The 25,068-nt window shown below is 71.7% G+C and carries 24 protein-coding genes; 13 read left to right on the forward strand and 11 right to left on the reverse strand.

Translation table 11 applies throughout. The annotated features are described in order from the left end of the window. Positions 1-53 precede the first annotated feature (53 nt). From steA to ADJ73_RS10990, 8 genes are all read left to right on the forward strand, one after another. On the forward strand, positions 54-1,235 hold the full coding sequence (steA, locus tag ADJ73_RS10955) for a putative cytokinetic ring protein SteA (protein ID WP_050348291.1): 1,182 nt from the start codon (positions 54-56) through the stop codon (positions 1,233-1,235). Next, on the forward strand, positions 1,232-2,197 hold the full coding sequence (locus ADJ73_RS10960; protein ID WP_050348292.1) for a copper transporter: 966 nt from the start codon (positions 1,232-1,234) through the stop codon (positions 2,195-2,197). Before steA ends, ADJ73_RS10960 begins: the two co-directional genes overlap by 4 nt. Before the next feature lie 7 nt (positions 2,198-2,204). Then, positions 2,205-3,152: a hypothetical protein gene (locus ADJ73_RS10965; protein ID WP_253272552.1), complete on the forward strand. Its 948-nt coding sequence runs from the start codon at positions 2,205-2,207 to the stop codon at positions 3,150-3,152. Then, positions 3,149-4,783, forward strand: a complete 1,635-nt coding sequence (murJ, locus tag ADJ73_RS10970) for a murein biosynthesis integral membrane protein MurJ (protein WP_172669720.1) — start codon at positions 3,149-3,151, stop codon at positions 4,781-4,783. Before ADJ73_RS10965 ends, murJ begins: the two co-directional genes overlap by 4 nt. Positions 4,784-4,809: 26 nt before the next feature. Further along, on the forward strand, positions 4,810-5,898 hold the full coding sequence (locus ADJ73_RS10975) for a glycosyltransferase (RefSeq protein ID WP_050348294.1): 1,089 nt from the start codon (positions 4,810-4,812) through the stop codon (positions 5,896-5,898). 100 nt (positions 5,899-5,998) lie between these two features. Beyond that, a complete protein-coding gene (locus tag ADJ73_RS10980; protein WP_050348295.1) occupies positions 5,999-7,648 on the forward strand; it encodes a CTP synthase in 1,650 nt (549 codons plus the stop codon). Between the two features lie 6 nt (positions 7,649-7,654). Then, a complete protein-coding gene (locus tag ADJ73_RS10985; protein WP_050348296.1) occupies positions 7,655-8,323 on the forward strand; it encodes an NUDIX domain-containing protein in 669 nt (222 codons plus the stop codon). Beyond that, positions 8,320-8,757 (forward strand): YchJ family protein, encoded by a 438-nt coding sequence (locus ADJ73_RS10990; protein WP_156188210.1) that lies wholly within the window; start codon positions 8,320-8,322, stop codon positions 8,755-8,757. The genes ADJ73_RS10985 and ADJ73_RS10990 overlap by 4 nt, the downstream gene beginning before the upstream one ends. Here the strand turns inward: ADJ73_RS10990 and ADJ73_RS10995 are convergent. The 4 genes from ADJ73_RS10995 to ADJ73_RS11010 form a co-directional block, all read right to left on the reverse strand. Then, positions 8,727-9,344 (reverse strand): DUF421 domain-containing protein, encoded by a 618-nt coding sequence (locus ADJ73_RS10995; protein WP_082176934.1) that lies wholly within the window; start codon positions 9,342-9,344, stop codon positions 8,727-8,729. The genes ADJ73_RS10990 and ADJ73_RS10995 overlap by 31 nt on opposite strands. 420 nt (positions 9,345-9,764) lie before the next feature. Further along, positions 9,765-10,193: a VOC family protein gene (locus ADJ73_RS11000; protein WP_050348297.1), complete on the reverse strand. Its 429-nt coding sequence runs from the start codon at positions 10,191-10,193 to the stop codon at positions 9,765-9,767. A 4-nt stretch (positions 10,194-10,197) separates the two neighbouring features. Then, positions 10,198-10,674: a hypothetical protein gene (locus ADJ73_RS11005; RefSeq protein WP_050348298.1), complete on the reverse strand. Its 477-nt coding sequence runs from the start codon at positions 10,672-10,674 to the stop codon at positions 10,198-10,200. Then, on the reverse strand, positions 10,671-11,240 hold the full coding sequence (locus ADJ73_RS11010) for a hypothetical protein (protein ID WP_156188211.1): 570 nt from the start codon (positions 11,238-11,240) through the stop codon (positions 10,671-10,673). The genes ADJ73_RS11005 and ADJ73_RS11010 overlap by 4 nt, the downstream gene beginning before the upstream one ends. Before the next feature lie 28 nt (positions 11,241-11,268). On the opposite strand from ADJ73_RS11010, the gene ADJ73_RS11015 reads away from it, so the two are divergent. Continuing rightward, positions 11,269-11,859 carry a TetR/AcrR family transcriptional regulator gene (locus ADJ73_RS11015; protein WP_050348300.1) on the forward strand — a complete coding sequence of 197 codons (591 nt, stop codon included), beginning with the start codon at positions 11,269-11,271 and terminating at the stop codon, positions 11,857-11,859. A 3-nt stretch (positions 11,860-11,862) separates the two neighbouring features. On the opposite strand, the gene ADJ73_RS11020 is transcribed toward ADJ73_RS11015, so the two are convergent. Next, entirely contained in the window at positions 11,863-12,489 is a 627-nt protein-coding gene (locus ADJ73_RS11020) for a cation transporter (protein WP_050348301.1), read from the reverse strand. Positions 12,490-12,584: 95 nt separating this feature from the next. Between ADJ73_RS11020 and aspS the strand changes: the two genes are divergently transcribed. Both aspS and ADJ73_RS11030 read left to right on the forward strand, forming a co-directional pair. Next, the gene (gene aspS / locus ADJ73_RS11025) at positions 12,585-14,420 is read left to right on the forward strand and encodes an aspartate--tRNA ligase (RefSeq protein WP_050348302.1); all 1,836 of its coding nucleotides are present in this window, start codon (positions 12,585-12,587) and stop codon (positions 14,418-14,420) included. Positions 14,421-14,425: 5 nt separating this feature from the next. After that, entirely contained in the window at positions 14,426-15,034 is a 609-nt protein-coding gene (locus tag ADJ73_RS11030) for an HAD family hydrolase (RefSeq protein WP_050348303.1), read from the forward strand. A gap of 80 nt (positions 15,035-15,114) precedes the next feature. Here ADJ73_RS11030 and ADJ73_RS11035 read toward each other — a convergent pair whose 3' ends face one another. From ADJ73_RS11035 to ADJ73_RS11060, 6 genes are all read right to left on the reverse strand, one after another. After that, positions 15,115-15,909, reverse strand: coding sequence for a GNAT family N-acetyltransferase (locus ADJ73_RS11035; RefSeq protein ID WP_050348304.1), 795 nt, complete (start codon positions 15,907-15,909; stop codon positions 15,115-15,117). A 91-nt stretch (positions 15,910-16,000) separates the two neighbouring features. Next, on the reverse strand, positions 16,001-17,242 hold the full coding sequence (locus tag ADJ73_RS11040) for an ABC transporter ATP-binding protein (RefSeq protein WP_082176935.1): 1,242 nt from the start codon (positions 17,240-17,242) through the stop codon (positions 16,001-16,003). Beyond that, complete coding sequence (locus ADJ73_RS11045) at positions 17,235-18,287, reverse strand: ABC transporter ATP-binding protein (RefSeq protein WP_082176936.1); 1,053 nt, start codon at positions 18,285-18,287, stop codon at positions 17,235-17,237. The genes ADJ73_RS11040 and ADJ73_RS11045 overlap by 8 nt, the downstream gene beginning before the upstream one ends. Positions 18,288-18,302: 15 nt before the next feature. Next, a complete protein-coding gene (locus ADJ73_RS11050; RefSeq protein WP_050348305.1) occupies positions 18,303-19,244 on the reverse strand; it encodes an ABC transporter permease in 942 nt (313 codons plus the stop codon). Then, entirely contained in the window at positions 19,237-20,163 is a 927-nt protein-coding gene (locus ADJ73_RS11055) for an ABC transporter permease (protein ID WP_050348306.1), read from the reverse strand. Before ADJ73_RS11055 ends, ADJ73_RS11050 begins: the two co-directional genes overlap by 8 nt. Before the next feature lie 321 nt (positions 20,164-20,484). After that, complete coding sequence (locus tag ADJ73_RS11060; RefSeq protein WP_050348307.1) at positions 20,485-22,122, reverse strand: peptide ABC transporter substrate-binding protein; 1,638 nt, start codon at positions 22,120-22,122, stop codon at positions 20,485-20,487. Between the two features lie 237 nt (positions 22,123-22,359). On the opposite strand from ADJ73_RS11060, the gene ADJ73_RS11065 reads away from it, so the two are divergent. Together ADJ73_RS11065 and ADJ73_RS11070 are read left to right on the forward strand one after the other, a co-directional pair. Further along, a complete protein-coding gene (locus ADJ73_RS11065) occupies positions 22,360-23,736 on the forward strand; it encodes a replication-associated recombination protein A (RefSeq protein ID WP_050349404.1) in 1,377 nt (458 codons plus the stop codon). Positions 23,737-24,077: 341 nt separating this feature from the next. After that, positions 24,078-25,067 carry an ABC transporter permease gene (locus ADJ73_RS11070; protein ID WP_050348308.1) on the forward strand — a complete coding sequence of 330 codons (990 nt, stop codon included), beginning with the start codon at positions 24,078-24,080 and terminating at the stop codon, positions 25,065-25,067. Position 25,068 lies beyond the last annotated feature (1 nt).

Raw genomic sequence — 25,068 nt, forward strand, 5'->3', positions numbered from 1 at the left:
CGCGCGGCGTGGACGGACGGGGCTCACCGGGGGCCGTGGCACGATGGACCGTGATGTCCCAGTTCCCGCACCGCGGCCGCTCGGCCCGAGACGCGCCTGCGGTCGACACGCACACCGTCCGCGTCGACCGGCGCACGAAGGACCTCACGAAGCGCCTGAACCCCGGCGACATCGCCGTCATCGACCACGCCGACATCGACCGGGTCTCGGCCGAGGCCCTGGTCGCGTGCCGCCCCGCGGCCGTCCTCAACGCTGCGCGGTCCACCACGGGTCGCTACCCCAACCTCGGGCCGCAGATCCTGCTCGACGCCGGCATACCGCACCTGGACGGGCTCGGGCCGGAGGTGATGACCGTCCGCGAGGGCAGCGCCGGTGACCTGGTCGCCGACTCCCTGGTCGTGGACGGCGAGGTCGTCGCCACGGGCCACCGCCAGACGGCGGAGAGCATCGAGGCGGCGCAGACGCTGGCGCGGATCGGCCTGTCCAACCAGCTCGAGGCGTTCGCCGCCAACACGATGGAGTACCTCAAGCGGGAGCGGGCGCTGCTGCTGGACGGGGTCGGCATACCGGACATCGCCACCCCCATCAAGGGCCGGCACGTCCTGGTGGTGGTGCGCGGCTACCACTACAAGGAGGACCTGCGGGCGCTGCAGCACTACATCCGGGAGTACAAGCCGATCCTGATCGGGGTGGACGGCGGCGCGGACGCGCTGCTCGAGATCGGCCGGCGGCCGGACCTCATCGTCGGCGACATGGACTCCGTCAGCGACCAGGCGCTGCAGTCGGGGGCCGAGATCGTGGTGCACGCCTACCGTGACGGCCGGGCACCGGGGCTGGACCGGGTCCGCGCCCTCGGGCTGGACCCGGTGGTCTTCCCCGCGACCGGGACCAGCGAGGACATCGCGATGCTGCTCGCCGACGACGCCGGCGCCACGCTCATCGTCGCGGTCGGCACCCACGCGACCCTGGTGGAGTTCCTCGACAAGGGCCGAGCCGGTATGGCGAGCACCTTCCTGACGCGGCTGCGGGTGGGCGGCAAGCTGGTGGACGCCAAGGGCGTGTCGCGGCTCTACCGCACCCGGATCTCGATCGCGTCGCTGCTCTTCCTGGTGCTGGCCTGCCTGCTTGCGCTGGTCGTCGCCCTGGCCACGACCCCCGGGGGCCAGGCGATGCTGCAGGCCGTGGGGGCGCGGTGGGACGACGTCATCTCTTGGATCTGGGGGCTGTTCACATGATCGACTTCCGCTACCACCTGGTCTCGATCATCGCCATCTTCATGGCGCTGGCGGTGGGGATCGTGCTGGGGGCCGGGCCGCTGAAGGAGGACATCGGCACCACGCTGACCTCCGAGCTCACCAAGCTGCGCCAGGACAAGGCCGACCTCAACACCCAGCTGACCCAGGCGCGCCGGGACGTCACCGCGGGCCAGAGCTTTGCCGCGGCCACCCGACCGGTGGTGCTCAAAGACCGGCTCAGCGGCAAGCAGGCCGTCGTGGTCGCCGCGTCCGGGGCCGACGAGCAGGTCGTCGCCGGGGTCGAGACCGCGCTCGGCGAGGCGGGTGCGCAGGTGGGCTCGGTGGTCCGCCTCAGCGACCAGTGGACCCACCCCGACGACTCCGGCGACCTGGGGGCGATCACCAAGGAGGCCGCGGGGGGCCTGGGGATCGACCGGACGAAGGTGACCGACGACCTCCTGCCGGGCAGCGTGCTCGGCCGCGCCCTGCTCACCAGCACCGCCAAGGACGGCTACCGCTCCGAGCCCGGCCACGCCCGCCAGGCCCTGGACACGCTGCGCAGCAAGGGCCTGCTGACCGTCCGCGGCGACGAGTCGCAGCCCGCGACCCTGGTCGTGACCGTCGCGGCACCTCTGACCCGCAGCGGGACCCAGCCGGTCGACCCGCAGGTGCAGGCCTACGCCAACCTGGTGCGGGCGATGGACACCACCGCCGACGGGTCGGTGCTGGTGTCGCCCAGCAAGCCCGTCGACGACACCGACAACCTGTCGGCCGGCGCCGTTGTCTCGGGGGTCCGCGCGATCCGTCCCGCCGCCGCCGTGGTCTCCACCGTCGATGACGCCGACCTCGCGATGGGACAGGTGGCCACCGTCGTCGCCCTCCAGGCCCAGCAGAAGGGCGGCGCCGGCCGCTACGGCACCGGGACCGATGCCGAGTCGGTCCTGCCGGACCTCGCGCGGTAGGCCCGCCGTGTCGCCACGTGACCCCAGCCGGCACCGGGCACCGCTCGGTGGTGCCGCCCCGAGGCTGGTCCCCTCGGGCCTCGCCGCGCTCGTCGCCGCGGGCTTCGGGGTCGGCGTCGGCGCAGCCTCGGCCCGCGGCGCCCACGATGGCCTGAGCCGCCGCCCCCCGGGAGGCTCGCAGCGGTGGCACCGCACCAACCACGCCGGCCGGACCGTGTCGCTGCTCGAGGGACCGGCCTGGGCCCTCGGCGCGGCCGCCCCGCTCGCGCTGGCCTCGCTGACCGCCCCCGCCGGTCGCCGCGCGGTGCCGGCTGCCGCGGCCGCCGCGGTCCTGGCCGCCGCCGCCGTGGGGGCGGTGGACGACCACGCCGGCGCCACGTCGGTCAAGGGGCTGCGGGGACACCTGCAAGCCCTGCGCCAAGGCACGGTCACCACCGGGGTGCTCAAGATCGTCGGCCTCGCCGGCGTCGGGCTGGGCACGGCCACCGTCATCGACCGGTCTCGCCCCAGGGCAGGCGGGGTTGCGGCGGTCGCCTCCACCCTGCTGGGTGGTGCCGTGATCGCCGGCGCCGCCAACCTGCTCAACCTCTTCGACCTGCGGCCGGGCCGGGCGCTCAAGGTCGTCCTCCTGAGCGCGCCCCTCACCGCTGCCGGGGCCGGGGACGACCTGCGGGGCGCGGACGCGGTGCGGTGCGCCGCCGCTGCCGCCGGGGCGTCCCTCGCGCTGCTGCCGACCGACCTCGCCGGGGACAGCATGCTGGGGGACACCGGCGCAAACGCAGCGGGGGCCCTGCTCGGGACCGCCCTGGTCGCCCGCGGCGGGACGCGCACCCGCGCGGTGGCGCTCGGCATACTGTCCGGGCTGATCCTGGCGAGCGAGCGCGTCAGCTTCACCCAGGTCATCGCCGACACGCCCTGGCTCGACGCCCTCGACCGGTGGGGCCGCGCCACGTGAGCGCGCGGGCGGTCCGGGGCCTGGCCGCGGCCAGCGTCGTCATCGCGGTCCTCACCCTCCTCAGCCGCGTGGTGGGCTTCGGCCGGTGGCTGGTCTTCTCCCACGAGGTGGGGGCCACGTGCGTCGGCACGGCGTACTCGACGGCCAACACCGTGCCCAACGTCCTCTACGAGGTCGCGGCCGGCGGGGCGCTCGCCGCGGTGGCGGTGCCGGTCGTCGCCGGCTACCTCGCCGAGGACGACGAGCGCAGCGCCGACCAGGTCGTGTCGGCCCTGCTCGGGTGGGCGATGGTGGTCCTCGTGCCGCTCGCCGCGCTCGTGGTGCTCCTCGCCGGACCCATCGCGACCGCGCTGCTCGGGTCCACGCCCTGCGCCGGGCAGCACGCCCTCGTCACCCGCATGCTCTGGTGGTTCGCCCCGCAGATCCCGCTCTACGGCCTCGGGGTGGTCGCGGCCGGGGCGCTGCAGGCGCGGCGCCGGTTCGCGTGGCCGGCGGTCGCGCCGCTGCTGTCCAGCGTCGTGGTGATCGTCGCCTACCTCGCCTACGGCCGGATGTCGCCCCCCGCCGCCTCGGCCGCCTCGCTGCCTGCCGGTGCGCTCACCGCCCTCGCCGGCGGCACCACCGCCGGGGTCGTCGCGCTCAGCGTCCCTCTCCTGGTCCCGTTGCGGCGCAGCGGGTTCCGGCTGCGGCCGACCCTGCGCTTCCCGCAGGGGGCCGCGGCCCGGGCCCGTAGCCTCGCCCTCGCGGGCGTGGTCGCGCTGCTCGCCCAGCAGGCGACGGTCCTGGCGACGGTGTGGGTGTCCAACGCCCGTGGTGGGGCAGGGCTGATCAACGCCTACCAGTACCTCCAGGCGGTCTACGTCCTGCCGTATGCCGTGCTGGCGGTCCCGGTCGCGACCGCGGTCTTCCCGTCGCTGAGCCAGCGGGGTGGCCCGGACGCGCCGGTGGAGGCGGCGGTCGAGCGCCGCCTCGCGACGTCGGTGCGGGTCGTCGCCCTCTCGGGCTCGCTCGGCGCCGCGGTGCTCGTCGCGGTGGCCCCCGCCGTGGGGCGGTTCTTCGCGGCCCTGGACGCCGGCCGGGGCCGCGAGGGCTCCCTGGACCTGACCCGCGTGGTGGACCTCGGGCTGACGACCTTCGCGCCGGGCCTGGTGGGCTACGGCCTCGTGGCCGTGCTGAGCCGCGCGCTCTACGTGCGCGGTCGTCCTGCCGTGGCGGCGGGCTGGACGGCCCTCGGATGGCTGGTGGCGGCGGCGCTCCCGGTCGGCGTGACCCTGCGCGCAACCGGGCCGACGGCGACGATCGTGGCGCTCGGGGTCGGCAGTGCCCTCGGCATGACGGTCGCGGGGGTCGGCCTGCTCCTCGCGGTGCGCCGCAGCTGGGGCGCCGGGGCGGTCCGCGGGGCCGGTCGGGCGGTGCTCGCCGCCGCTGTCGCGGTGCCCTGCGCCGGGCTGGTCGGTCGGCTGCCGGCAGGCGTCGCCCCCGGCGCGCCCTGGCACGGGACGTGGGGGAGCGTGGCGCTCGGGATCGGGTGCGCCGCAGTGGCGGTCGCGGTGTGGGCGGCCGTCGGCGCCGTCGCCGACCGCAGCGCCGTCGCGCGGGTGCTCCGCAGAGCGAGCAGCCCGGGCAGGTGAGCGGCAGTCGTGGTCTCATAGGCCCCATGCGCATCCTCCTGGTGATGGGAACGAGCTCCGGCGGCATGGGCCGTCACGTCCACGGCCTCGCCGAGGGTCTCGTCGGCCGCGGCCACGAGGTCATGGTCGGGTGCCCGCAGTCTGCGGACGAGCTCTTCGACTACACCGGCACCGGGGCCCGGGTCGTGCACCTGCCGATCTCCGACCGCCCGCACCCCGCCAACGACCTGCGCGCCCACACCACCTTGCGGGCGCTCATCGAGGGCGCCGACGTCGTGCACGCCCACGGCCTGCGCGCCGGCGCGCTGTGCTCGCTGGCGCGGCTCGGGCACCTGGCCCCGCTGATCGTCACGCTTCACAACGCCACCCCCGACAGCTCCTGGCTGGGCGGGGTCTACAACACCCTGGACCGGCTGGTCGCCAGCAAGGCCGACCTGGTCCTCACGGTCAGCCGCGACCTCGAGGAGCGCCAGCGTCAGCTGGGCGCCCGCCGGGTCGAGCACGCGGTCATCCCTGCGCCCCCCTTCCCCGAGGCCGTGGCCGAGCGCCGGGCGGTCCGGGAGGCGCTGGGCGTCGAGGACGCCACCCCGCTGGTCGTCTGCGTGGCCCGCCTCACCACGCAGAAGGGCCTGCCGGTGCTGCTCGACGCGGCCGCGCGGCTCAAGGACACCGCGGTGCAGATCGTGGTCGCCGGCGAGGGGCCGATGCGCCACGACCTCGAGACCAACATCGAGGAGCGCTCGCTGCCGGTGCGGCTGCTCGGCGACCGCCGGGACGTCCCCGACCTGCTCGCCGCCGCCGACGTCGTGGTCAGCTCCGCCCACTGGGAGGGGCAGCCGCTCGCGCTGCAGGAGGCGCTGGAGGCGGGGGCCGCCATCGTCGCCACCGACGCCGGCGGCACCGCCGCGGTGGTCGGCTCCGGCGGGATCCTGGTGCCGGTGGGTGACGCCGACGCCCTGGCCCGCGAGGTGCGCCGGGTGATCGACGACCCCGGTGCGGCGCAGGACCTGCGCGCCAAGGCCCGGGCCCGCGCCGAGGCCCTGCCCACCGTGGACGACGCGGTCGAGGCGGCGCTGGCGCAGTACTCCCTGTGCCTCGAGGACGTCCGGCCCTGACCGCACCCGGTCCAGGGGCCGCAGCCGGCGACGGGGGCGGGGCGACATACGGCCCGGCAGTGTCCGTCGGTCACGATCCGATGACGTACCATCGAACTCCGTGGTGGACACCAAGCACATCTTCGTGACCGGAGGCGTTGCCTCGTCGCTCGGCAAGGGCCTCACGGCCTCCAGCCTCGGCCATCTGCTCCGCGCCCGCGGCCTGCGCGTGACGATGCAGAAGCTCGACCCCTACATCAACGTCGACCCCGGCACGATGAACCCCTTCCAGCACGGAGAGGTCTTCGTCACCGAGGACGGGGCCGAGACCGACCTGGACATCGGCCACTACGAGCGCTTCCTGGACGTCAACCTCGTCGGCCGCGCCAACGTCACGACCGGTCAGGTCTACAACAACGTCCTCGCCCGGGAGCGCCGCGGGGAGTACCTCGGCGACACGGTGCAGGTGATCCCGCACATCACCAACGAGATCAAGGACCGGATGCGCGAGCCCGCCACCCTCGGCAAGGACGCCCCGGACATCATCATCACCGAGATCGGCGGCACCGTCGGCGACATCGAGTCGCTGCCCTTCCTGGAGGCCGCGCGCCAGGTGCGTCACGAGATTGGGCGGGACAACAGCTTCTTCCTGCACGTGTCGCTGGTGCCCTATCTCGCGCCCAGCGGCGAGCTCAAGACCAAGCCCACCCAGCACTCCGTCGCCGCGCTGCGCCAGGTCGGCATCCAGCCCGACGGGCTCGTCCTGCGCGCCGACCGGGAGATCCCCGAGGGCATCAAGAAGAAGATCTCCCTCATGTGCGACGTCGACGCCGAGGGCGTGTGCGCCTGCGTCGACGCCCCCTCGATCTACGACATCCCCAAGGTCGTCCACCGCGAGCAGCTCGACGCCTACGTCATCCGACGGCTCGGGCTGAAGTTCCGGGACGTCAACTGGAAGGACTGGGACCAGCTGCTGCAGCGCGTCCACCAGCCCGCCCACGAGGTCGAGATCGCCCTGGTCGGCAAGTACATCGACCTGCCCGACGCCTACCTGTCGGTGACGGAGGCGCTGCGGGCCGGGGGATTCCACCACGACGCCCGCGTCGCGATCCGGTGGGTCGCCTCCGACACCTGCCAGACCCCGGAGGGGGCGCAGGAGGCGCTCGGTGGGGTGGACGCGGTCCTGGTGCCCGGCGGCTTCGGGGTGCGCGGGATCGAGGGCAAGCTCGGCGCGCTGCGCTGGGCCCGCGAGCACAAGGTCCCCACGCTGGGCATCTGCCTGGGTCTGCAGTGCATGGTGATCGAGGCGGCCCGCAACCTCGCGGGCATCGAGGGCGCCTCGTCCTCGGAGTTCGACCCCGAGACGCCCGCCCCGGTCATCGCGACCATGGCGGAGCAGAAGGCCTTCGTCGAGGGGGCCGGCAACCTGGGCGGCACCATGCGGCTAGGCGCCTACCCCGCCAAGCTCGCCAAGGGGTCCGTCGTCGCGGGGGCCTACGGCGCCACCAAGGCCAGCGAGCGGCACCGGCACCGCTACGAGGTCAACAACGCCTACCGCGCCCGGCTGGAGGAGGCCGGGCTGGTCTTCTCCGGCACCTCCCCGGACGGCACGCTGGTGGAGTTCGTCGAGCTGCCGCGCGACGTGCACCCCTACTACGTCTCCACCCAGGCGCACCCGGAGTTCAAGAGCCGCCCGCACCGCGCGCACCCGCTCTTCGCCGGGCTCGTGGGCGCTGCCCTCGAGGCGCAGGGCGCCTCGGCAAAGAGCTGAGGCCGTATGCCGCGCAACGACTTCCGTGGTCACCCGCAGCTGGCCCGCACCGACGTCGTCGACCGGATCGACCCCCGACCGGTCGTCGAGTCCCACGTCATCCACGAGGGCTACGTCTTCGACCTCGTCTCGGAGACAGCCGATCTCGGCGAGGCCGGCCAGGTGCGACGCGAGTTCCTGCGCCACCCGGGAGCGGTCGCGGTGGTGGCGCTGGACAGCGAGGACCGCGTGGTCCTGATCCAGCAGTACCGCCACCCCGTCGGCGCCTTCGAGTGGGAGATCCCGGCCGGGCTGCTCGACGTGGCCGGCGAGGACCCGGCCGTCGCCGTCGCCCGCGAGCTGCACGAGGAGGCCGACCTGCGCGCCGAGCGTTGGGACGTCCTCATCGACTACTGGACCACGCCGGGCGGCAACGACGAGGCCATCCGCATCTACCTCGCCCGCGACCTGTCGCTGGTCCCCGAGGACGAGTGGCACGAGCGTGAGGACGAGGAACGCGACATGCCGACGGGCTGGCTGTCGCTGGACGACGCGCGTGCGGCGGTGCTCGCCGGGCAGCTGCACAACCCCTCCACCGTGGTGGGGGTCCTCGCGGCGCACGCCTCGCGGGCGGACGGCTGGGCGTCGCTCCGCCCCGCTGACAGCCCGTGGCCCGAGCACCCGGCCCACCGGTGAGCGAGCAGGGCCGGCGGGCGACCGCGGGGTCAGGGTCCGGCGCCGCCTTCGGCGTCGTCAGGCCGCCCACGCCGGGGGAGTGCCCGTGCGGGTCCGGCGACCCCTACGAGCAGTGCTGCCGACCGCTGCACCTGGGTCGGCATACGGCGAAGACCCCTGAGCAGCTGATGCGCTCGCGGTACTCCGCCTTCGCCGTGGGGGACGCGGAGTATCTCCTGCAGACCTGGGACCCGGCCACCCGGCCCGGTGAACTGCGCCTCGACCCGCGGCGGGAGTGGTTGGGGCTGAGGGTGATCCGCGCGGACGGCGACGAAGTGGAGTATGCCGCAACCTCCCTCGTCGGCGGACAGACCCACGAGCTGCACGAGATCAGCAGGTTCCGACGACTGCTGGGGCGTTGGGTCTACGTCGACGGCGACTTCCCGGACGACTGACGCTCGAGCCCCTCCTGCAGCTCGTCGAGGGACGACTGCAGCGTCGCGACCGCCTGCTGCAGGTCGCCGTAGGAGGCCGCCTGGTCCGCGCGCTTGAGCAGGACCGTCACGTTGCCGCCCGGCTCGACGCGCGCCCGCAGCACCTCGCTGGTGTGGTCGGCGCCCTGGCTGTGGATCGCGTTGAGCAGCTCCAGCTCGGTGATGCCGAGCCGGCGCAGGGCCGCCTCGTCCACGACACCCTCGTGGATGAGCTCGGTCGGGCGCCCCTCCAGGAGCCACCGGACCCACGGGACGGTGTCGGCCAGGCGCTCGAGCAGGGCGTTGAAGGCGACGAGCACGGCCGCACCCAGCAGGCCGCCCGACAGCGAGTTGTCGTCGCCGATGATGGCGTTCTGCACGACGTTGGACAGCAGCAGCACGACGACCAGGTCCAGCGAGTTCATCTGGGCCATGAGGCGTTTGCCGGCCAGCCGCACGATCAAGGCGATCCCCAGGTAGACCACCACGGTGCGGATGACCTTCTCGACCGGCGGGATCTGCCAGGCCAGCAGGTCGGTGGTGATGGATGACGCCAGCAGCTGGGACACGGTGCCACCTCGGGCGGGATGGTGACCCGAGGGTACGCCCGAGGCGCGCTGGTGAGGGGGTAGACGGCTCTGGTCGCCCCGGGGCGGGATACCGACCACAAGCACACCCCCGGGGAGGCTTGAGTCGCTGGCACACGTCGGCGCGACTGGCGCTGCTCGAGATCCGCCCCTGGCCGGCGAGCGTCGTAGGGACCAAGGCTCGGCTCCAGCTGGTGCGCAGAGGCCTCCCGTTGAGAGGCGACAAACCGGGGTCAAGGGACCGAGATGACCCCGGTTTGTCGCCTTTCAGATGGCCGGGGGCCCTGAGCTGGTGGGAGGGCCTACCGGATGCCGACGCCTGTGCCCTGGGGCCGGCCCACGACTCGATCCGGGCCGAGATCGGGCGGGCCATCGACGCGGAGCGGGCCCGGTGACGCGACCTCAGCCGAGGACGAGCTGCCCGTCGTCGGCGATCGGGAAGGCGCCCCAGGCGATCTCCCAGAGGAAGCCGTCCGGGTCGGCGACGTAGCCGGAGTAGCCGCCCCAGAACGCGTCGGCAGGTGCCTTGACGACGGTGCCGCCGGCGGCCTCGGCCGCGGCCACCACCTCGTCGACCTCGTGGCGCTCGCGGCAGTTGTGCGCCAGCGTGATCCCCGGGAAGCGCGACCGTTGCTGGTCGGCGAAACCGGGCCCGACGTCGTCCGCGAGCGCCTCGTAGCCGTAGAGCGACAGCCGCGTCCCGCCCGTCGCGAAGAACGCCACGTCGTCGTGGTCGGTGGCCGGGCCGACCCCGAGCCAGGACGAGTAGAACGCCGTCGAGCGGGCCAGGTCGCTGACGCCGAGGGTGATCAGTGAGATGCGTGGCTCCATGTTTCTAGCGTCGCCGACGCAGCGCGTACCCCGCCACCGCGACCAGCAGCAGCGGCCCCCACAGCAGGATCGGCACGTAGCAGGCGCCCATCAGCACGAGCGGCCAGCCGTGCATGGTGTATTGGTCCGGGCGGTGACCCGTCAGGATCTGGGTGGTCATGGAGATCGTGAAGAGCCAGGTCACGGCCAGCGCGCCGAGGCCGCCGACCACGACCGGCACCCACCGGTTGATGCGGATCGCGCCGACCCGCTCGCCCCACCCCTGCACGAGCCCGAGCGCCAGCACCCCGCAGAGCACCTGCACGATGCTCAATCCCCAGACGTAGCCCTCCTCGCCGGCGTGGAGGCGGCGCAGGTCCGTCGTCCCGGGCAGCACCCCGTAGAGCATCAGCAGGCGCCATACGGCCGAGGGGATCGTGACGAGGAAGGCGCCCCAGGCGGCCCATCGGGCCCACGCCTGGGGCGGCCTCGCGGTGCTCATCCGCCGTGCTCCGCCCGAGTCCGTATGGCGCGCAACAGGTCTCGGCGCAGGAGGCCCGAGAACGGCCGGATCACCGCCCAGTACGCGCGGAACCGGCGTCGGGCGACCTCGTCGGTGGGGTCGCAGCGGGTCGTGGTCTCGAGGTGGGTGCGGCTGCCGGGCAGGGGGGTGAGGCGGAAGTCCATGCCGTAGCGCAGCCAGCCGGGCTCGGCGAACTCCCTCAGCTGGTCGAGGGATTCGATGGGGCGCTGAGCGTCTGCCCGGGGCTCCCAGGGGCGTCCCACCATGCCGCTGGAGTAGTAGTGCGGCGGGTCGACGTGGATGGGTCGGCCCGGGCCGCGGGGGTCGGTGACGAGGGTGTTGGCGAGCTCGAGGCGACCGAGGCTGCGGATGGCGAAGAGCGGTCGGGCGAGGGCCAGGTCGGCCCATCGGGTGGTCATCAGGGCGTCCCACACGCGCGTGGGCGGGGCGGCGACGACGGTGTCGTGGTGCTCGGTGAACGCGCTCCTCGGGATCGCCGAGGCAAGCGGGCTGTCACCTTCTAGAATCGAGGTTCTAGTGAACATGCTCTAAAACTAGGCCTACGATGACGCCATGGCAAGACCTGCGAAGTTCACGGCCGACGACCTCCTCGACGGGGCCATGAGAGCCGTTGCGCGGCATGGCACCTCGGCGACGGTCGGCCAGGTGGCGCAGGAGGTGGGGGCGCCCATCGGCTCCATCTACCACCGGTTCCCCTCCCGCGAGCACCTCTTCGTCTCGCTGTGGCTGCGCTCGATCCGCGCCTTCCACGTCGGGCTGCTCGCGACGCGCGACATCGACGACCCACGAGAAGCCCTGCTGGCCCAGGCGATCCACATCCCGCGCTGGTGCCGCGAGCACCCGGACGTCGCGGTCGCCATGACCCTCTACCGCCAGCGCGAGCTCCTGGGCGCGCCCCCCGCCGGGCTCGAGGACGAGGTCCGCACCCTCAACGACGACATCTGGGCCCTCGGCCGCGAGCAGGCCGCGGCCTTCTACGGCCGGCGCGACGAGCACCTCGAGCAGGTCATGGCGCTCGGCGTGCGGCAGTGCCCCTACGGGCTGGTGCGCCCCTTCATCGGCAGTCGCATGCCGATGCCCCCCTGGCTCGACGACGCCTGCGTCGCGGCAGCCGCCGCCATCCTCGACCTCGAGCGCGACTGAGCCTCAGTGGAAGTCCTCACCGGCCAGGGCCTTCGCCGCCAGCCGCTCCTCCTCCGCGATCTCCCACACCTCGCGCGCCGCCGACACGTTGACCACCACGATGACCAGGCCCAGCACGATGTCCGGCCACCCCGACCGGGTCCACCAGGTCACCAGCCCCATCGCGATGATCGCGAGGTTGACGATCACGTCGTTGCGCGCCGCCAACCATGCTGCAGCCGTGAGGGACCCGCCGTGATGGCGAGCGCGCGCCAGGATCCAGGTGCACAGCCCGTTGACCAGCACCGCACCGCCCGCCGTGGCCACGAGCAGCACGACGTCAGGCGCCTCGGGGTGCCGGAACTTCGAGAACGCCTCCCACGCCGCCGCCAGCGCCGGCACGCAGATGATCGCCGCCATCACCTTGCCGGCCACCGACCGGGCGTGCAGCGACCACCCCAACGCCAGCGCGATCAGCAGGTTGACCGCCGTGTCCTCGAGGAAGTCGACGGAGTCCGCGATGAGCGACACCGACCCGATGGCCAGCGCCACCCCCGCCTCGACGAAGAAGTACGCCAGGTTGAGGGCGGCCACGAGCAGCACCGTGCGGCGCAGGACGGTGGGGCTGATGGCGGGGGGCGAGGGCGGCATACGGCACATTGTCGTTTAGCGGGGCACAGGTGAGTCCGTAGGATGGCGTGGGCGCGCCGACACGCGGCGCGCAGCCACACAGAACAGGAACCATCGTGCTTCGTACCCACGAGGCAGGCACCCTGCGTGCCGGCCACTCCGGACAGACCGTCACGCTCACGGGCTGGGTCGCCCGTCGGCGCGATCACGGTGGAGTGGCGTTCCTGGATCTGCGCGACGCGAGCGGCGTCGCCCAGGTCGTGGTCCGTGACGAGGTCCTCGCGGCGGGCGGCGCGCACGAGCTGCGCAACGAGTACGTCGTGAGGATCGTCGGCGAGGTCCGCGAGCGCCCCGAGGGCAACGCCAACACCGACCTGCCCACCGGCGACATCGAGGTCGTGGCCAGCGAGATCGAGGTGCTCAACCCGAGCGCGCCGCTGCCCTTCCAGATCGACGAGCGCGTCACCGTGGGCGAGGAGGCGCGGCTCAAGCACCGCTACCTCGACCTGCGTCGCCCCGGCAAGTCCGCGGGCGCCGCGCTGCGCCTGCGCTCGCAGGTGTCCGCCGCGGCCCGCAAGGTGCTGGGGGAGCGCGACTTCGTCGAGATCGAGACCCCGACCCTGACCCGTTCGACCCCCGAGGGCGCCCGCGACTTCCTCGTGCCCGCGCGCCTCGCCCCCGGCAGCTGGTACGCCCTGCCCCAGTCCCCGCAGCTCTTCAAGCAGCTGCTCATGGTGGCCGGCATGGAGCGCTACTACCAGATCGCGCGCTGCTACCGCGACGAGGACTTCCGCGCCGACCGGCAGCCGGAGTTCACCCAGCTCGACATCGAGATGTCCTTCGTCGAGGAGGACGACATCATCGAGCTCGGCGAGGCTCTCGCCAAGGAGATCTGGGCGCTGATCGGCGTCGACCTGCCGACGCCCTTCCCGCGGCTGACCTACGCCGAGGCGATGGGCCGCTTCGGGTCGGACAAGCCCGACATGCGCTTCGGCAACGAGCTGGTCGAGTGCACGGAGTTCTTCTCAGACACCACGTTCCGCGTCTTCCAGGCCGAGTATGTCGGCGCCGTCGTCATGCCCGGCGGCGCGAGCCAGCCCCGCAAGCAGCTCGACGCCTGGCAGGAGTGGGCCAAGCAGCGCGGCGCCCGCGGTCTCGCCTATGTCCTCGTCGGCGAGGACGGCGAGCTCGGCGGCCCGGTCGCCAAGAACCTCACCGACACCGAGCGGGCCGGCCTGGCCGCGCACGTCGGCGCCCAGCCCGGCGACTGCATCTTCTTCGCCGCCGGGGCGACCAAGGCCTCGCGCGCGCTGCTCGGCGCCGCCCGCCTGGAGATCGGCCGCCGCTGCGGCCTGATCGACGAGTCCGCCTGGTCCTTCCTGTGGGTCAACGACGCGCCGCTCTTCGAGCCGACCGCGGACGCCGAGGCCGCCGGTGACGTCGCCGTCGGTGGGGGAGCGTGGACCGCCGTGCACCACGCCTTCACCTCGCCCAAGAAGGAGTTCCTCGACACCTTCGACACCGACCCGGGCCCGGCCCTCGCCTACGCCTACGACATGGTCTGCAACGGCAACGAGATCGGCGGCGGGTCCATCCGTATCCACCGCCGCGACGTGCAGGAGCGGGTCTTCCAGGTCATGGGGCTGACGCAGGAGGAGGCCCAGGAGAAGTTCGGCTTCCTGCTCGACGCCTTCGCCTACGGCGCCCCGCCGCACGGTGGCATCGCCTTCGGCTGGGACCGGATCGTCATGCTGCTCGGCGGCTACGAGTCCATCCGCGACGTCATCGCCTTCCCCAAGTCGGGTGGCGGCTACGACCCGCTGACGGACGCGCCGGCGCCCATCACGGCCCAGCAGCGCAAGGAGGCCGGGATCGACGCCAAGCCGGCCGCGCCCAAGGCCTCGGAGGCCGCCGCGCTCGACACGTCGGCCGTCGCCCCCCAGGAGTCCTGAGCCGTATGCCGGAGGCCCACCGCATCGAGGTCCTGCTGCTCGACGCCGACGGCGTCCTGCAGTACATGCCGAGGCGGTGGGCCTCCGCCATACTCGGGAATCCCACCTGGCCGGGCGTCGAGCGGCTGCTCGAGATCGAGGCGCCGTTCCTGGACGGGCGGCGCCGCGAGGGCTTCCCCGAGGCGGTCGCGCAGCTGCTCCGTGAGCACCGCTCGACGATCACGACGGAGGAGTTCTTCGCCGCCTGGTCCTCGATCACGGCCGAGGAATCCGCGCTGGACCTGGTCCGGCGGGTGCAGGCCCGCGGGGTCCGCTGCTACCTCGCGACCAACCAGCAGTGGATGCGCGCCGAGGTCATGCGCGACGGCCGGCTCTACGACGACCTCGACGGCGGCTACTACTCCTACGAGCTCGGGGTCAAGAAGCCCGACCCCGCCTACTTCGACCACATCGTGCGGGACCTCGGGGTGCAGCGCGATCGCGTGCTCTTCGTCGACGACACGTGGCCCAACGTCGTCGGCGCCCGAGCGGCCGGGATCCGGGCGGCGCACAAGCCGTATGCCGACGGGGTCGCCGGCCTCGAGCGCGTCCTGCGCTGGCACGGCCTGCTCTGACGCGCCGCCGTCGAACCCGCCGCCGGTAGCGGCATCAGCCTGGTGAAGGAAGGCCGGTCGATTCCTCTACCGGCGGTAGGTCAGGAGCAGGCGGACTCGCGCTGGGGCGCCGGCGACGTGGCTCGCCGGTGCGGGTCCTCCAGCGAGCAGCTCCACCACCGCTTGTCCGTGGTGAACCCCATCGAGTGGTAGAGCGAGCGCGCCACCACGTTGTCGGCATACATGCCCAGGGTCACCACGGGCTCGACGCGCAGCAGGTCGCGGGTGAGGGCCGCCGTCACCGCCCGACCGAGCCCCTGGCCGCGGTGCGAACCCGCCACGAGGATCCCCGACAGGTGCGCCGCGCCGGAGGACAACCGGTGCACGGCGCCGCACGCGACGATCCGCCCGCCGTCGCGCACGCCCACCCAGCGCTCGCTGCGTCCCGTGCCCGGGTATCCCTCGGACAGCGGGTTCTCCCGATCCGCTAAAGCCTGCAGCTCGGCAGCGTCGGCCAGGTCGTGCAGCTCCTCCAGCCGGTCCTCCGCCGGGGTCCGAGCCGGTATGACGACCGTCGCCAACCAGTCCCACGCGCCGCCCTGGCCCGTCCCGACCCGGCCGGTGAGGACGTCGGCGTCGTCGCGCGGCAGCGTCACGTGGTCCAGGCCGGGGCTCAGCTCACCGCCCTCCAGGAGGGCCTCGACGAGGCGCTGCAGGTCCGGCCGCGGGCCCCACGCGGTGACGTTGCTCCGGCCGGAGTGGCTCTGCCGCAGGTAGGCCACGGCGTCCCCGCACGCCCAGCCCTGGTGGAGGTGGGCGGGGACGGCATACGTCGCGAACAGGTCGCTCGGAGCGGTGATCTCGCAGAGCTGCTCACGGGTGGAGATGGTGCGCATCGGGTTCCTTCCTCCCCACGACAGAGCGTGAGGGTCCGGTCCATGAATCATGGACCAGACCCTCACGCTCATGACGAGCCGGGGGCCGGGGCTACCAGCCCTGCTGCTTGTTGGCGTTGTCGGCGATCGAGCGCGCCTCCCGCACGTCGCCGCGGTCCCCGGTGTTGGGCCGGAAGCTGCGGGCGGACTGCTGGTCGGGATCGTCGGCAGGGTCACCGAGGCCCACCTTGTCGGCGACCTTGTGGATCAGGCCGCCGAGGCCGCCGTGGCTGGTCTCGGCCCGGGTCGCCCCGTCGCCCGAGCCGCCCGGCAGGTCCGAGTCGACCTCGGCGCCCGTCGCGACGAGCACCTCGGGGAAGTGGCAGGCCGAGCGGTGGCCGGCGAACCCGTCGGGACGGTCGACGAACTCGGGGACCTCGGTCGTACAGACCTCCTGAGCCTTCCAGCAGCGGGTGTGGAAGCGGCACCCCGACGGCGGGTTGGCCGGCGAGGGCACGTCGCCCTGCAGCACGATCTGCTCGCGCTTGCCGCGCAGCGTGGGGTCCGGCACCGGCACCGCAGACATCAACGCCTGGGTGTAGGGGTGCGTGGTCCGCTCGTAGATCTCGTCCTCGGTGCCCAGCTCGACCATCTTGCCGAGGTACATGACGCCGACGCGGTCGGAGATGTGCCGCACCACGGACAGGTCGTGGGCGATGAAGACGTAGGACAGGCCGAGCTCGTTCTGCAGCTTCTCCATCAGGTTGACGACCTGCGCCTGCACCGACACGTCCAGGGCGGAGACCGGCTCGTCGCAGATCAGCACCTTGGGGTTGAGCGCGATGCCGCGGGCGATGCCGATGCGCTGCCGCTGACCGCCCGAGAACTGGTGCGGGTAGCGGTTGATGTGCTCGGGGTTGAGACCGACCAGGTCCAGCAGGTCCTGCACCGCCTTGCGCCGGCCGCCCTTGGGCACCACGTCCGGGTGGATCTCGAAGGGCTCCCCGATGATGTCGCCGACCGTCTTGCGCGGGTTGAGCGAGGTGTAGGGGTCCTGGAAGACGATCTGGATGTCGCGGCGCAGCTTGCGCATCGCCGACCCGGACTGGGCGTACATGTCGATGCCGTCGAAGCTGAGGCTGCCCGAGGTGGGCTCCTCCAGCCGCATGATGAGGCGACCCAGCGTGGACTTGCCGCAGCCGGACTCACCCACGATGCCCAGCGTCTCGCCCTTGAGGAGCTCGAACGAGACGCCGTCGACGGCCTTGACGTGACCCGTCGTCTGGCGGAGCAGACCGCCGCGGATGGGGTAGTGCTTGACGAGGTCCTTGGCGACGAGGATCGGCTCAGCCATGGAGCACCTCCTGGGAGAAGTGGCACGCGGACAACCGGCCCGGGGCCGCCTCGAGCAGCTCGGGACGCTCCTGCCGGCAGATGTCCTGGGCGTAGCGGCAGCGCGGGTTGAACGCGCAGCCCGGCGGGATGCGCAACAGGTTGGGCGGCAGGCCGCCGATGGCGGACAGCGTCTCGCCCTTCTGGTCCAGGCGGGGGATCGACTCCAGCAGGCCCTTGGTGTAGGGGTGGGCCGGCTTGCGGTAGAGCTCGTAGACGTCGGCCTGCTCGACGATGCGGCCGGCATACATGACCGCGATGCGGTCGGCCACGTCGGCGACGACGCCCAGGTCGTGGGTGATGAGGATGAGGCCCATCTGGCGCTCCTCCTGCAGCTCACCCAGCAGCCGCATGATCTGTGCCTGCACGGTCACGTCCAGCGCCGTGGTCGGCTCGTCAGCGATGAGGACCGCCGGGTCGAGCGCGATGGCCATGGCGATCATGATGCGCTGGCGCATGCCCCCGGAGAACTGGTGGGGGAAGGACTTCACGCGCTCCTTGGCCGCCGGGATCTGCACGCGCTCCATCAGGCGCACGGCGTGGTCCAGGGCGTCCGACTTGTTCATCCCGCGGTGCTGGCGGAACATCTCCGCGATCTGCCAGCCCACCGGGAAGACCGGGTTGAGCGAGCTCAGGGCGTCCTGGAAGATCATCGAGATCTCGGGGCCCCGCACGTGCCGACGCCGGTCCTCCGGCATGGTCAGCAGCTCCTGGCCGCAGTAGCGCACCGAGCCGCGGGGGATCTTGGCCGGCGGCATGTCCAGGATGCCCATGACGGCCTGGGCCGTCACGGACTTGCCGGAGCCGGACTCGCCGAGGATCGCGAGCGTCTCACCCTGGTCGAGGGTGAAGTCAACGCCGTTGATGGCGCGGGCGATGCCGTCGTCGGTGTGGAACTCGACGTGCAGGTCCTCCACGTCGAGCAGGCGCCCGTCGACGGGCTGGTATGCCGACGGGGTCGCCTCGGCGTCGCGCGCATGGCGCGCCTTGTGGGTCGTGGTGGTCATGAGTGGGTCAGCCCCTCATCGCGTCTTGGGGTCCAGGGCGTCACGGACGGCGTCACCCAGCAGGATGAAGGCCAGGACCGCGAGGCTCAGGAACAGGCTGGGGAAGAGCAGGATGTGCGGCGACGTGCGCACGGTGTCGAGCGCGTCGGAGATCGCGACACCCCACGAGATCGTCGGCGGCACGAGCCCGATGCCGAGGAAGGACAGGGCGGCCTCCGTGGCGATGTACGCACCCAGGTTGATGGTCGCGACGACGATCACCGGGGCCACGGCGTTGGGCAGGATGTGGCCGAGGATGATCCGGCCCGGCCGGGCGCCCAGGGCGCGAGCGGCCTGGACGTACTCCAGCGACTTGACCTGCAGCACCGAGGAGCGCATCAGCCGGGCGATGCCCGGCCAGCCGAAGACCGTCATGACAAGGACGACCTTGCCCACCACGGACCAGTAGCCCGTGTTGGCGTCCGACGGGAAGGACGCCATGAAGAGGATGCCGCCGAGCAGCATCGGGATGGCGAAGAAGATGTCGGTCACGCGCATGAGCAGGGCGTCGAGCCAGCCGCCGAGGTAGCCGGCGAGGATGCCCAGGGTGCCGCCGACCAGGGTGGTGCAGACCGTGGTGAGCAGACCCACGATGATGGAGGCGCGGGCGCCGTAGACGGTGCGGGCGTAGATGTCCCGCCCCTGCTTGTCGGTGCCGAACCAGTGGTCGCCGCTCCAGGACTCACGGACGTGCCGCAGCGAGCCGCTGTTGGGGTCGATCCGGGTGAAGAGCTGGGGCAGCACGGCCATCAGCACGAAGAGCACGATCAGGACGGCGGAGATCCAGAAGAGCGGGTTCTTGCGCAGCTGGCGCCAGGCGTCCGACCACAGCGAACGCACCTCGTTGTCGCCGGAGCCGTGCTGGGGTCCGGGGGCGGTCTCGGAGACCGCGACGGTGGCGGTGGTGGCGTCAGTCATGGCTGATCCTCGGGTCGAGCAGGCCGTAGAGCAGGTCGATGAGCAGGTTGACGACGAGGAAGACCAGCACCAGCATCGTCACGGCCGACACGACCGCGATGCCATCGCGGTTGTGGATGCCGGTGAAGATGTAGCCGCCGACCCCGCGGATGTTGAAGATGCGCTCGGTGATGATGGCGCCGCCGAGGAGGCCACCGAAGTCGGCCCCCAGGAAGGTGATCACCGGGATGAGCGAGTTGCGCATCGCGTGCAGGCCGATGGCCCGCTGGCGGGTCAGACCCTTGGAGATCGCGGTCCGGACGTAGTCGGCGCGGAGGTTCTCCACCAGGTTGGTGCGCATCAGGCGGGCGACGTACGCGATCGACAACGACCCGAGCACGAAGCCGGGCAGGATCAGGTCGTAGAGGGTCGGGTTGTTGGCCGCGGTCACGGGGAACCACCGGAACCGCACGCCCAGGAGGTACTGCAGGGTCGAGCCGATGACGAAGGACGGGATCGAGATCGCCACGAGGGTCGAGACCATGACGAGGTTGTCGATGAACTTCCCCTTGCGGATGCCGGCGAGCACACCGGCGACCAGACCGATCACGATCTCGAAGAGGATGGCGATCGCCGCGAGCTTGGTCGTCACCAGGTAGCGGGAGGACAGGTCCTGCGCCACGGGCATGTCGTAGAAGTTCTTGCCGAGGTCGCCCTTGGCCAGCTTGCCCATGTACTTGCCGTACTGGACGACCAGCGGGTCGTTGAGGTTGTGCTCGGCGCGGAACTTCTCGACGTAGGCCGCGGAGCAGGGGCGCTCACCGCACTTGCCCTCGGTGGGGTCGCCCGGCAGGGCGAACACCATCGCGAAGATCAAGAACGTGGCGCCGATGAGCACCGGAATCATCTGCAGGATCCGGCGGATGACGTACTTGGTCACGACACCTCCTCAGGTGGTCGTGCCTGCGGCTGAGCCGCAGACGTCTCGGAGTGGTGCTCCGAGGATGAGCTCGGACGCCGTCGCCGACGAGGGGGTGGCCGTCGGGGGACGAGTCACGGGGCGCCGTTGCTCACGTGATGGCTGGGTCAAGACCCCGTTCGGGGCCGATGGGTGTTACGAGCGGGTCCAGGGTAGCCGTTGCCACCCGCGAGCCCGACCACCGGGTTCGCCGGTGGAGCCGGCCGTGACAGCCGTGGGTGCCCGGCAGGCGTGCCGGGCACCCACGGATCAGGTGTTACCTGCCAGCGGACGACCGCTGGGTCACTTCATCTTGATGCCCGCGTAGTCCGGCTTGCCGAACGCGGAGATCTTGACGTTGGTGACCTTGTCGGACCAGCCGATGGTGGCCTTGGGGTACCACAGCGGGATCGACGGCATGTCGGTGGCCAGCATCTTCTCGGCCTCCTGGTACAGCTCGTTGGCCTTGGCGGAGTCGGTCGCCGCCGCGGCCTCCTTCAGCTTGGCGTCGAAGGCCTTGTTGGAGTAGTCACCGTCGTTGGACGACGCGCCGGTCGCGAAGATCGGGGTGAGGAAGTTCTCGATCGACGGGTAGTCCATCTGCCAGCCGGTGCGGAACAGACCCTTCATCTCGCGCTTCTTGACCTGCGTGCGGAAGGTCTTGAAGTCCACGACCGGGGTGGCGACGCAGTCGATGGACAGCGCCTCCTTGATCGACTGGCAGGTGGCCTCGGTCCAGTCCTTGTGGGAGGCGTCCGCGTTGTAGGAGAGCGTCAGCTTGCCGGTGAAGCCGCCGGCCTCCTGCAGCTTGGCCTTGGCCTTGGCGGCGTCGAACTTGCAGTACTCACCGCAGGCGTCGGCCTTGTAGCCGTTGACCGTCGTCGCGACCCAGCCGGTCGCCGGGGTGCGGGTGCCGTTGAACTGCGACTTGATGATGGCGTCCCGGTCGACGGCCATCGAGATCGCCTGGCGCAGCTTGGGGTTCTGCACCGACGGGTCGGCCTTGGCGGAGGCGAAGGTCATCGTGGCGATGCCGCCGTACTCCTTCTGGGCGTTGCGGTCCGGCAGGTCCGACTTGTACTTGTCGCTGTTGATCGCCGAGCTCGGGACCTCGTCGGTCACGTCCAGGTTGCCGGCCATGACGTCGTTGTAGGCGGCCTGGGAGTCCTGGTAGATCTTGAAGGTGATCTGGTCCAGGGCGCCCTTGTTGTTGCCCGAGTAGTTCGGGTTCTTCTTGACGACGATCGACTGGTTCTTGGTCCAGGAGTCGACCATGTAGGGGCCGGCGCCGACGGGCTTGTCGCCGAAGGCCTTCGGGTCCTTCATGAACACGTCGGGCAGCGGCGCGAAGGCCGTGTAGCCGAGACGCTCGGGCAGGTTGGAGACCTTGTCCGTGGTCTTGATGGTGAAGGTGTAGTCGTCGACGACCTTCAGACCGGACATCGTCTTGGCCTTCGGCTGCTGGTCCTTCTCGGCCTGCAGGTCGGCGAAGCCCTCGATGGGCTCCATGAAGTAGGACGCGCCCTGGGCGTTGGTCGACAGGGCGGTGTAGTTCCACGCGTCGACGAAGTTCTTGGCCTTGACCTCGGTGCCGTCGGAGAACTTGTAGCCCTTCTTCAGCTTGACCGTGAAGTTCTGGTTGTCGGTCGTCTCGATCGACTCGGCGATGTCGTTCTCCGGCTTGGCCGTGTCGACGTTGTAGTGCACCAGGCGGGCCGTGACGGTGTCCAGGACGTCGCCGCCACAGGTCTCGGTGGTGGCGCCGGGGATCAGGGGGTTCTCGGGGTTGCACCCGCGGACCGAGATCTGACCGCCGGACTTGCCGGCGGCGCTGCCGTTTCCCGAGCTGCCGTTGTCCGTCGAGCCGCCGCCGCACGCCGTGAGCAGCACGGCCGTCGCGGACAGGGTCGCGGTGAGGGTGAGGCGAGTGGTGGCTCGCATGTGTTTGACCTCCTCGAGGGGCCCGCTGATGGGACGGACCGTGGTGTCACCCTGACGGATGGCGGTCAGGGTCGATCCCAGTCGAGACGTCCGCGTCCTTGCGACCGCCGGCGAGCCGGAACCGTGGCCACACTCTAGGTCCGGCAATCCCCAGGTCGAGACCCCGGGTGGCCGTCGATACCGATTCGTGACCAGATGGGGGCCAACCGGGTCGAGGCTCCGGTGCCGTCTGCGAGGATGTGCGCCGTGGACGCTCCCGACCTCTTCAGCGACGGCGCTCCCTCCGGCGGGGCGGGGCTGCCGCCGCTCGCGGTCCGGATGCGCCCGCGCTCCCTGGACGAGGTGCGGGGCCAGACGGCGGCGCTGCGCCCGGGCAGCCCGCTGCGTCGCCTCATCGAGGGGCACCAGGGCGCCGTCGGGCCGCTGTCCGCCATCCTGTGGGGGCCTCCCGGCACCGGCAAGACGACGCTGGCCCACCTGGTCGCGACCGCGGCGGGGCGGCGGTTCGTCGAGCTGTCGGCGATCACCGCGGGGGTCAAGGACGTGCGGCGGGTCGTGGACGAGGCGGTGCGCGAGCGCGACCTCTACGACCGCACCACCGTGCTCTTCCTCGACGAGATCCACCGCTTCACCAAGGCCCAGCAGGACGCGCTGCTCCCCGCGGTCGAGAACCGCCTCGTCGTGCTCGTCGCCGCCACAACCGAGAACCCGTCGTTCTCCATCATCGCGCCGCTGCTGTCGCGCTCGGTCCTGGTCACCCTCGAGTCCCTGACGGACGTCGAGGTCGGTCAGGTGCTCGACCAGGCGATCGCCGACGAGCGGGGGCTGGGTGGCGCCTTCGCCCTCGAGGCGCCGGCCCGGGAGCACGTCATACGGATCAGCGGGGGAGACGCGCGGCGCGCGCTGACCGCGCTGGAGGGGGCCGCGGGGGTGGCGCTCGGCGACGAGCCCGCCGGCGCGGCCCACGACGCACCCGTGGCGATCACGAGCGCCCACGTGGAGCAGGCCGTGGAGAAGGCCGTCGTCCGCTACGACAAGACCGGCGACCAGCACTACGACGTGGCGTCCGCCCTGATCAAGTCGATGCGCGGCTCGGACGTCGACGCGGCGCTGCACTACCTGGCGCGGATGCTCGAGGCGGGGGAGGACCCCAGGTTCATCGCTCGCCGCGTGGTCATCGCCGCCTCCGAGGACGTCGGTATGGCGGACCCCACCGCCCTGCAGACCGCCGTGGCAGCGATGCACGCCGTCGCCCAGATCGGCATGCCCGAGGCGCGGATCATCCTGGCGCAGGCCGTGGTCCACAACGCGCTTGCCCCCAAGTCCAACGCGGCCTACACCGGCATCAACGAGGCCATCGCCGACGTGCGCTCGGGTCGGGGCGGAGCCGTGCCACCGCACCTGCGCGGCTCGGGCTACGCCGGCGCGGCCAAGCTCGGTCACGGCGCCGGCTATGTCTACCCGCACGCCCTGGCCGACGGGGTCGCCGCCCAGCAGTACCTCCCGAGCGACCTCGACGGCGCCGCCGACTACTACCGCCCGACACGGCGGGGCTTCGAGGAGCGCCTGGCGCAGCGGTGGGAGTGGCTCCGGCGGGTCCTGCACGACCGGTGACCCGGCGCCGAGCCGGTTAGCGCGTCCGGGCGGTCAGCACAACCCCAGCCCGGACCGGACACCGTCACGATCGGGTCACGCGAGGTCTCGGGCGCATCACGATCGGTCACCCGCGTGCCAAAACCCGTGGCCGCCCAAAACAACGGAGTGGGCTCGTGCATAGGCTGCGAGGAGCCGGCTGATGAGGGTCGGCACGGAATGCCACCATGGTGGCGATCCGCCGTTGGTCCACTCCCAGGGTCGACGGTGACACCGAAGGACAACCACATGCCATCCATATTCTTCGGAGACGGGCCTGCTCACCCGATCTCTGACGTCCTGGTCGAGACGGGGGCGCGGACATGCTGATCTACGTCCTGCGGCGCCTCGCCAACTATCTGGTCATGATCTTCGTGACGACCACGATCGCCTACTTCGCGGCCGTGAGCTTCCTCAAGCCCGACGTCCCGATGCTGCTGGCGACGCCGAGACCCACGCCGGAGTCCGTGCGCACCCGCCTCGCCAGCTACGACCTCGACCCCCAGCTCAGCGCGGTCGAGCGCTACTGGCAATGGCTTCAGGGGGTCGTCCTGCACTGGGACTGGGGGCGCAGTCCCAACGGGCAACGGCTCAGCGAGGAGTTCGTGACCCGAGCCCTGGTGTCCGGCCGCCTGGTGTTCCTGTCCATGGTGCTGTCGATCGTGATCGGGATCGCGCTGGGGATCTACACCGCGTCACGGCAGTACCGCGTCGGCGACAAGGCGGTCACCTATCTTTCCTACTTCATCCAGACCATCCCGGCGCCGGTGCTGTACCTGGTCGTTCAGATGGGCGGCATCAAGGTCAACGAGACGAGCGGCCAGCGCATCTTCTACGTCAGTGGGATCTCCAGCGCCGAAGGGACCGACGGGTTCTGGGCAGGAGTGGTGGACCAGGTGCAGCACCTCGTCCTGCCCACGCTGGCGTTGACCATCCTCGGGTATGTCGGTTACCAGCTGCTGCAGCGGTCCCTGCTGCTCGACAACATCGGCGCGGACTACGTGCGCACCGCCCGCGCCAAGGGCCTGACCAAGGCCCAGGCAGTGCGCAAGCACGCCCTGCGCACCTCCTTCATCCCCGTGGCGCAGACCATCGCCTTCGCCGTGCCCAGCATCTTCGCCGGCACCTTCATCATCGAGACCGTTTTCGCCTGGCAGGGGCTCGGCCGCTACACGCTGGACGCGATCACGCGGACCCAGGACGTCAACGTCACGGTGGCCAGCATGGCTTTCGGGGGCCTGCTCTTCGCAATCGGCGCCATCATCGCGGACATCTCCGTGGCGGTCGTGGACCCGCGAGTGAGGGTGAGCTGAC

Origin of the sequence: Arsenicicoccus sp. oral taxon 190 (assembly GCF_001189535.1) — a bacterium.
GTDB lineage: Bacteria > Actinomycetota > Actinomycetes > Actinomycetales > Dermatophilaceae > Arsenicicoccus.

Coding starts and splice junctions, on each gene's coding strand:
- ADJ73_RS11040 (WP_082176935.1), bottom strand. CDS start 17,242: ATGGCTGAGCCGATCCTCGTCGCCAAGGACCTCGTCAAGCACTACCCC.
- steA (WP_050348291.1), top strand. CDS start 54: ATGTCCCAGTTCCCGCACCGCGGCCGCTCGGCCCGAGACGCGCCTGCG.
- ADJ73_RS11050 (WP_050348305.1), bottom strand. CDS start 19,244: ATGACTGACGCCACCACCGCCACCGTCGCGGTCTCCGAGACCGCCCCC.
- ADJ73_RS11000 (WP_050348297.1), bottom strand. CDS start 10,193: ATGGAGCCACGCATCTCACTGATCACCCTCGGCGTCAGCGACCTGGCC.
- ADJ73_RS11010 (WP_156188211.1), bottom strand. CDS start 11,240: ATGTTCACTAGAACCTCGATTCTAGAAGGTGACAGCCCGCTTGCCTCG.
- ADJ73_RS11060 (WP_050348307.1), bottom strand. CDS start 22,122: ATGCGAGCCACCACTCGCCTCACCCTCACCGCGACCCTGTCCGCGACG.
- ADJ73_RS10960 (WP_050348292.1), top strand. CDS start 1,232: ATGATCGACTTCCGCTACCACCTGGTCTCGATCATCGCCATCTTCATG.
- ADJ73_RS11070 (WP_050348308.1), top strand. CDS start 24,078: ATGCTGATCTACGTCCTGCGGCGCCTCGCCAACTATCTGGTCATGATC.
- ADJ73_RS11065 (WP_050349404.1), top strand. CDS start 22,360: ATGTGCGCCGTGGACGCTCCCGACCTCTTCAGCGACGGCGCTCCCTCC.
- ADJ73_RS11035 (WP_050348304.1), bottom strand. CDS start 15,909: ATGCGCACCATCTCCACCCGTGAGCAGCTCTGCGAGATCACCGCTCCG.
- ADJ73_RS11020 (WP_050348301.1), bottom strand. CDS start 12,489: ATGCCGCCCTCGCCCCCCGCCATCAGCCCCACCGTCCTGCGCCGCACG.
- ADJ73_RS10975 (WP_050348294.1), top strand. CDS start 4,810: ATGCGCATCCTCCTGGTGATGGGAACGAGCTCCGGCGGCATGGGCCGT.
- ADJ73_RS11005 (WP_050348298.1), bottom strand. CDS start 10,674: ATGAGCACCGCGAGGCCGCCCCAGGCGTGGGCCCGATGGGCCGCCTGG.
- ADJ73_RS10985 (WP_050348296.1), top strand. CDS start 7,655: ATGCCGCGCAACGACTTCCGTGGTCACCCGCAGCTGGCCCGCACCGAC.
- ADJ73_RS11030 (WP_050348303.1), top strand. CDS start 14,426: ATGCCGGAGGCCCACCGCATCGAGGTCCTGCTGCTCGACGCCGACGGC.
- ADJ73_RS11015 (WP_050348300.1), top strand. CDS start 11,269: ATGGCAAGACCTGCGAAGTTCACGGCCGACGACCTCCTCGACGGGGCC.
- ADJ73_RS11045 (WP_082176936.1), bottom strand. CDS start 18,287: ATGACCACCACGACCCACAAGGCGCGCCATGCGCGCGACGCCGAGGCG.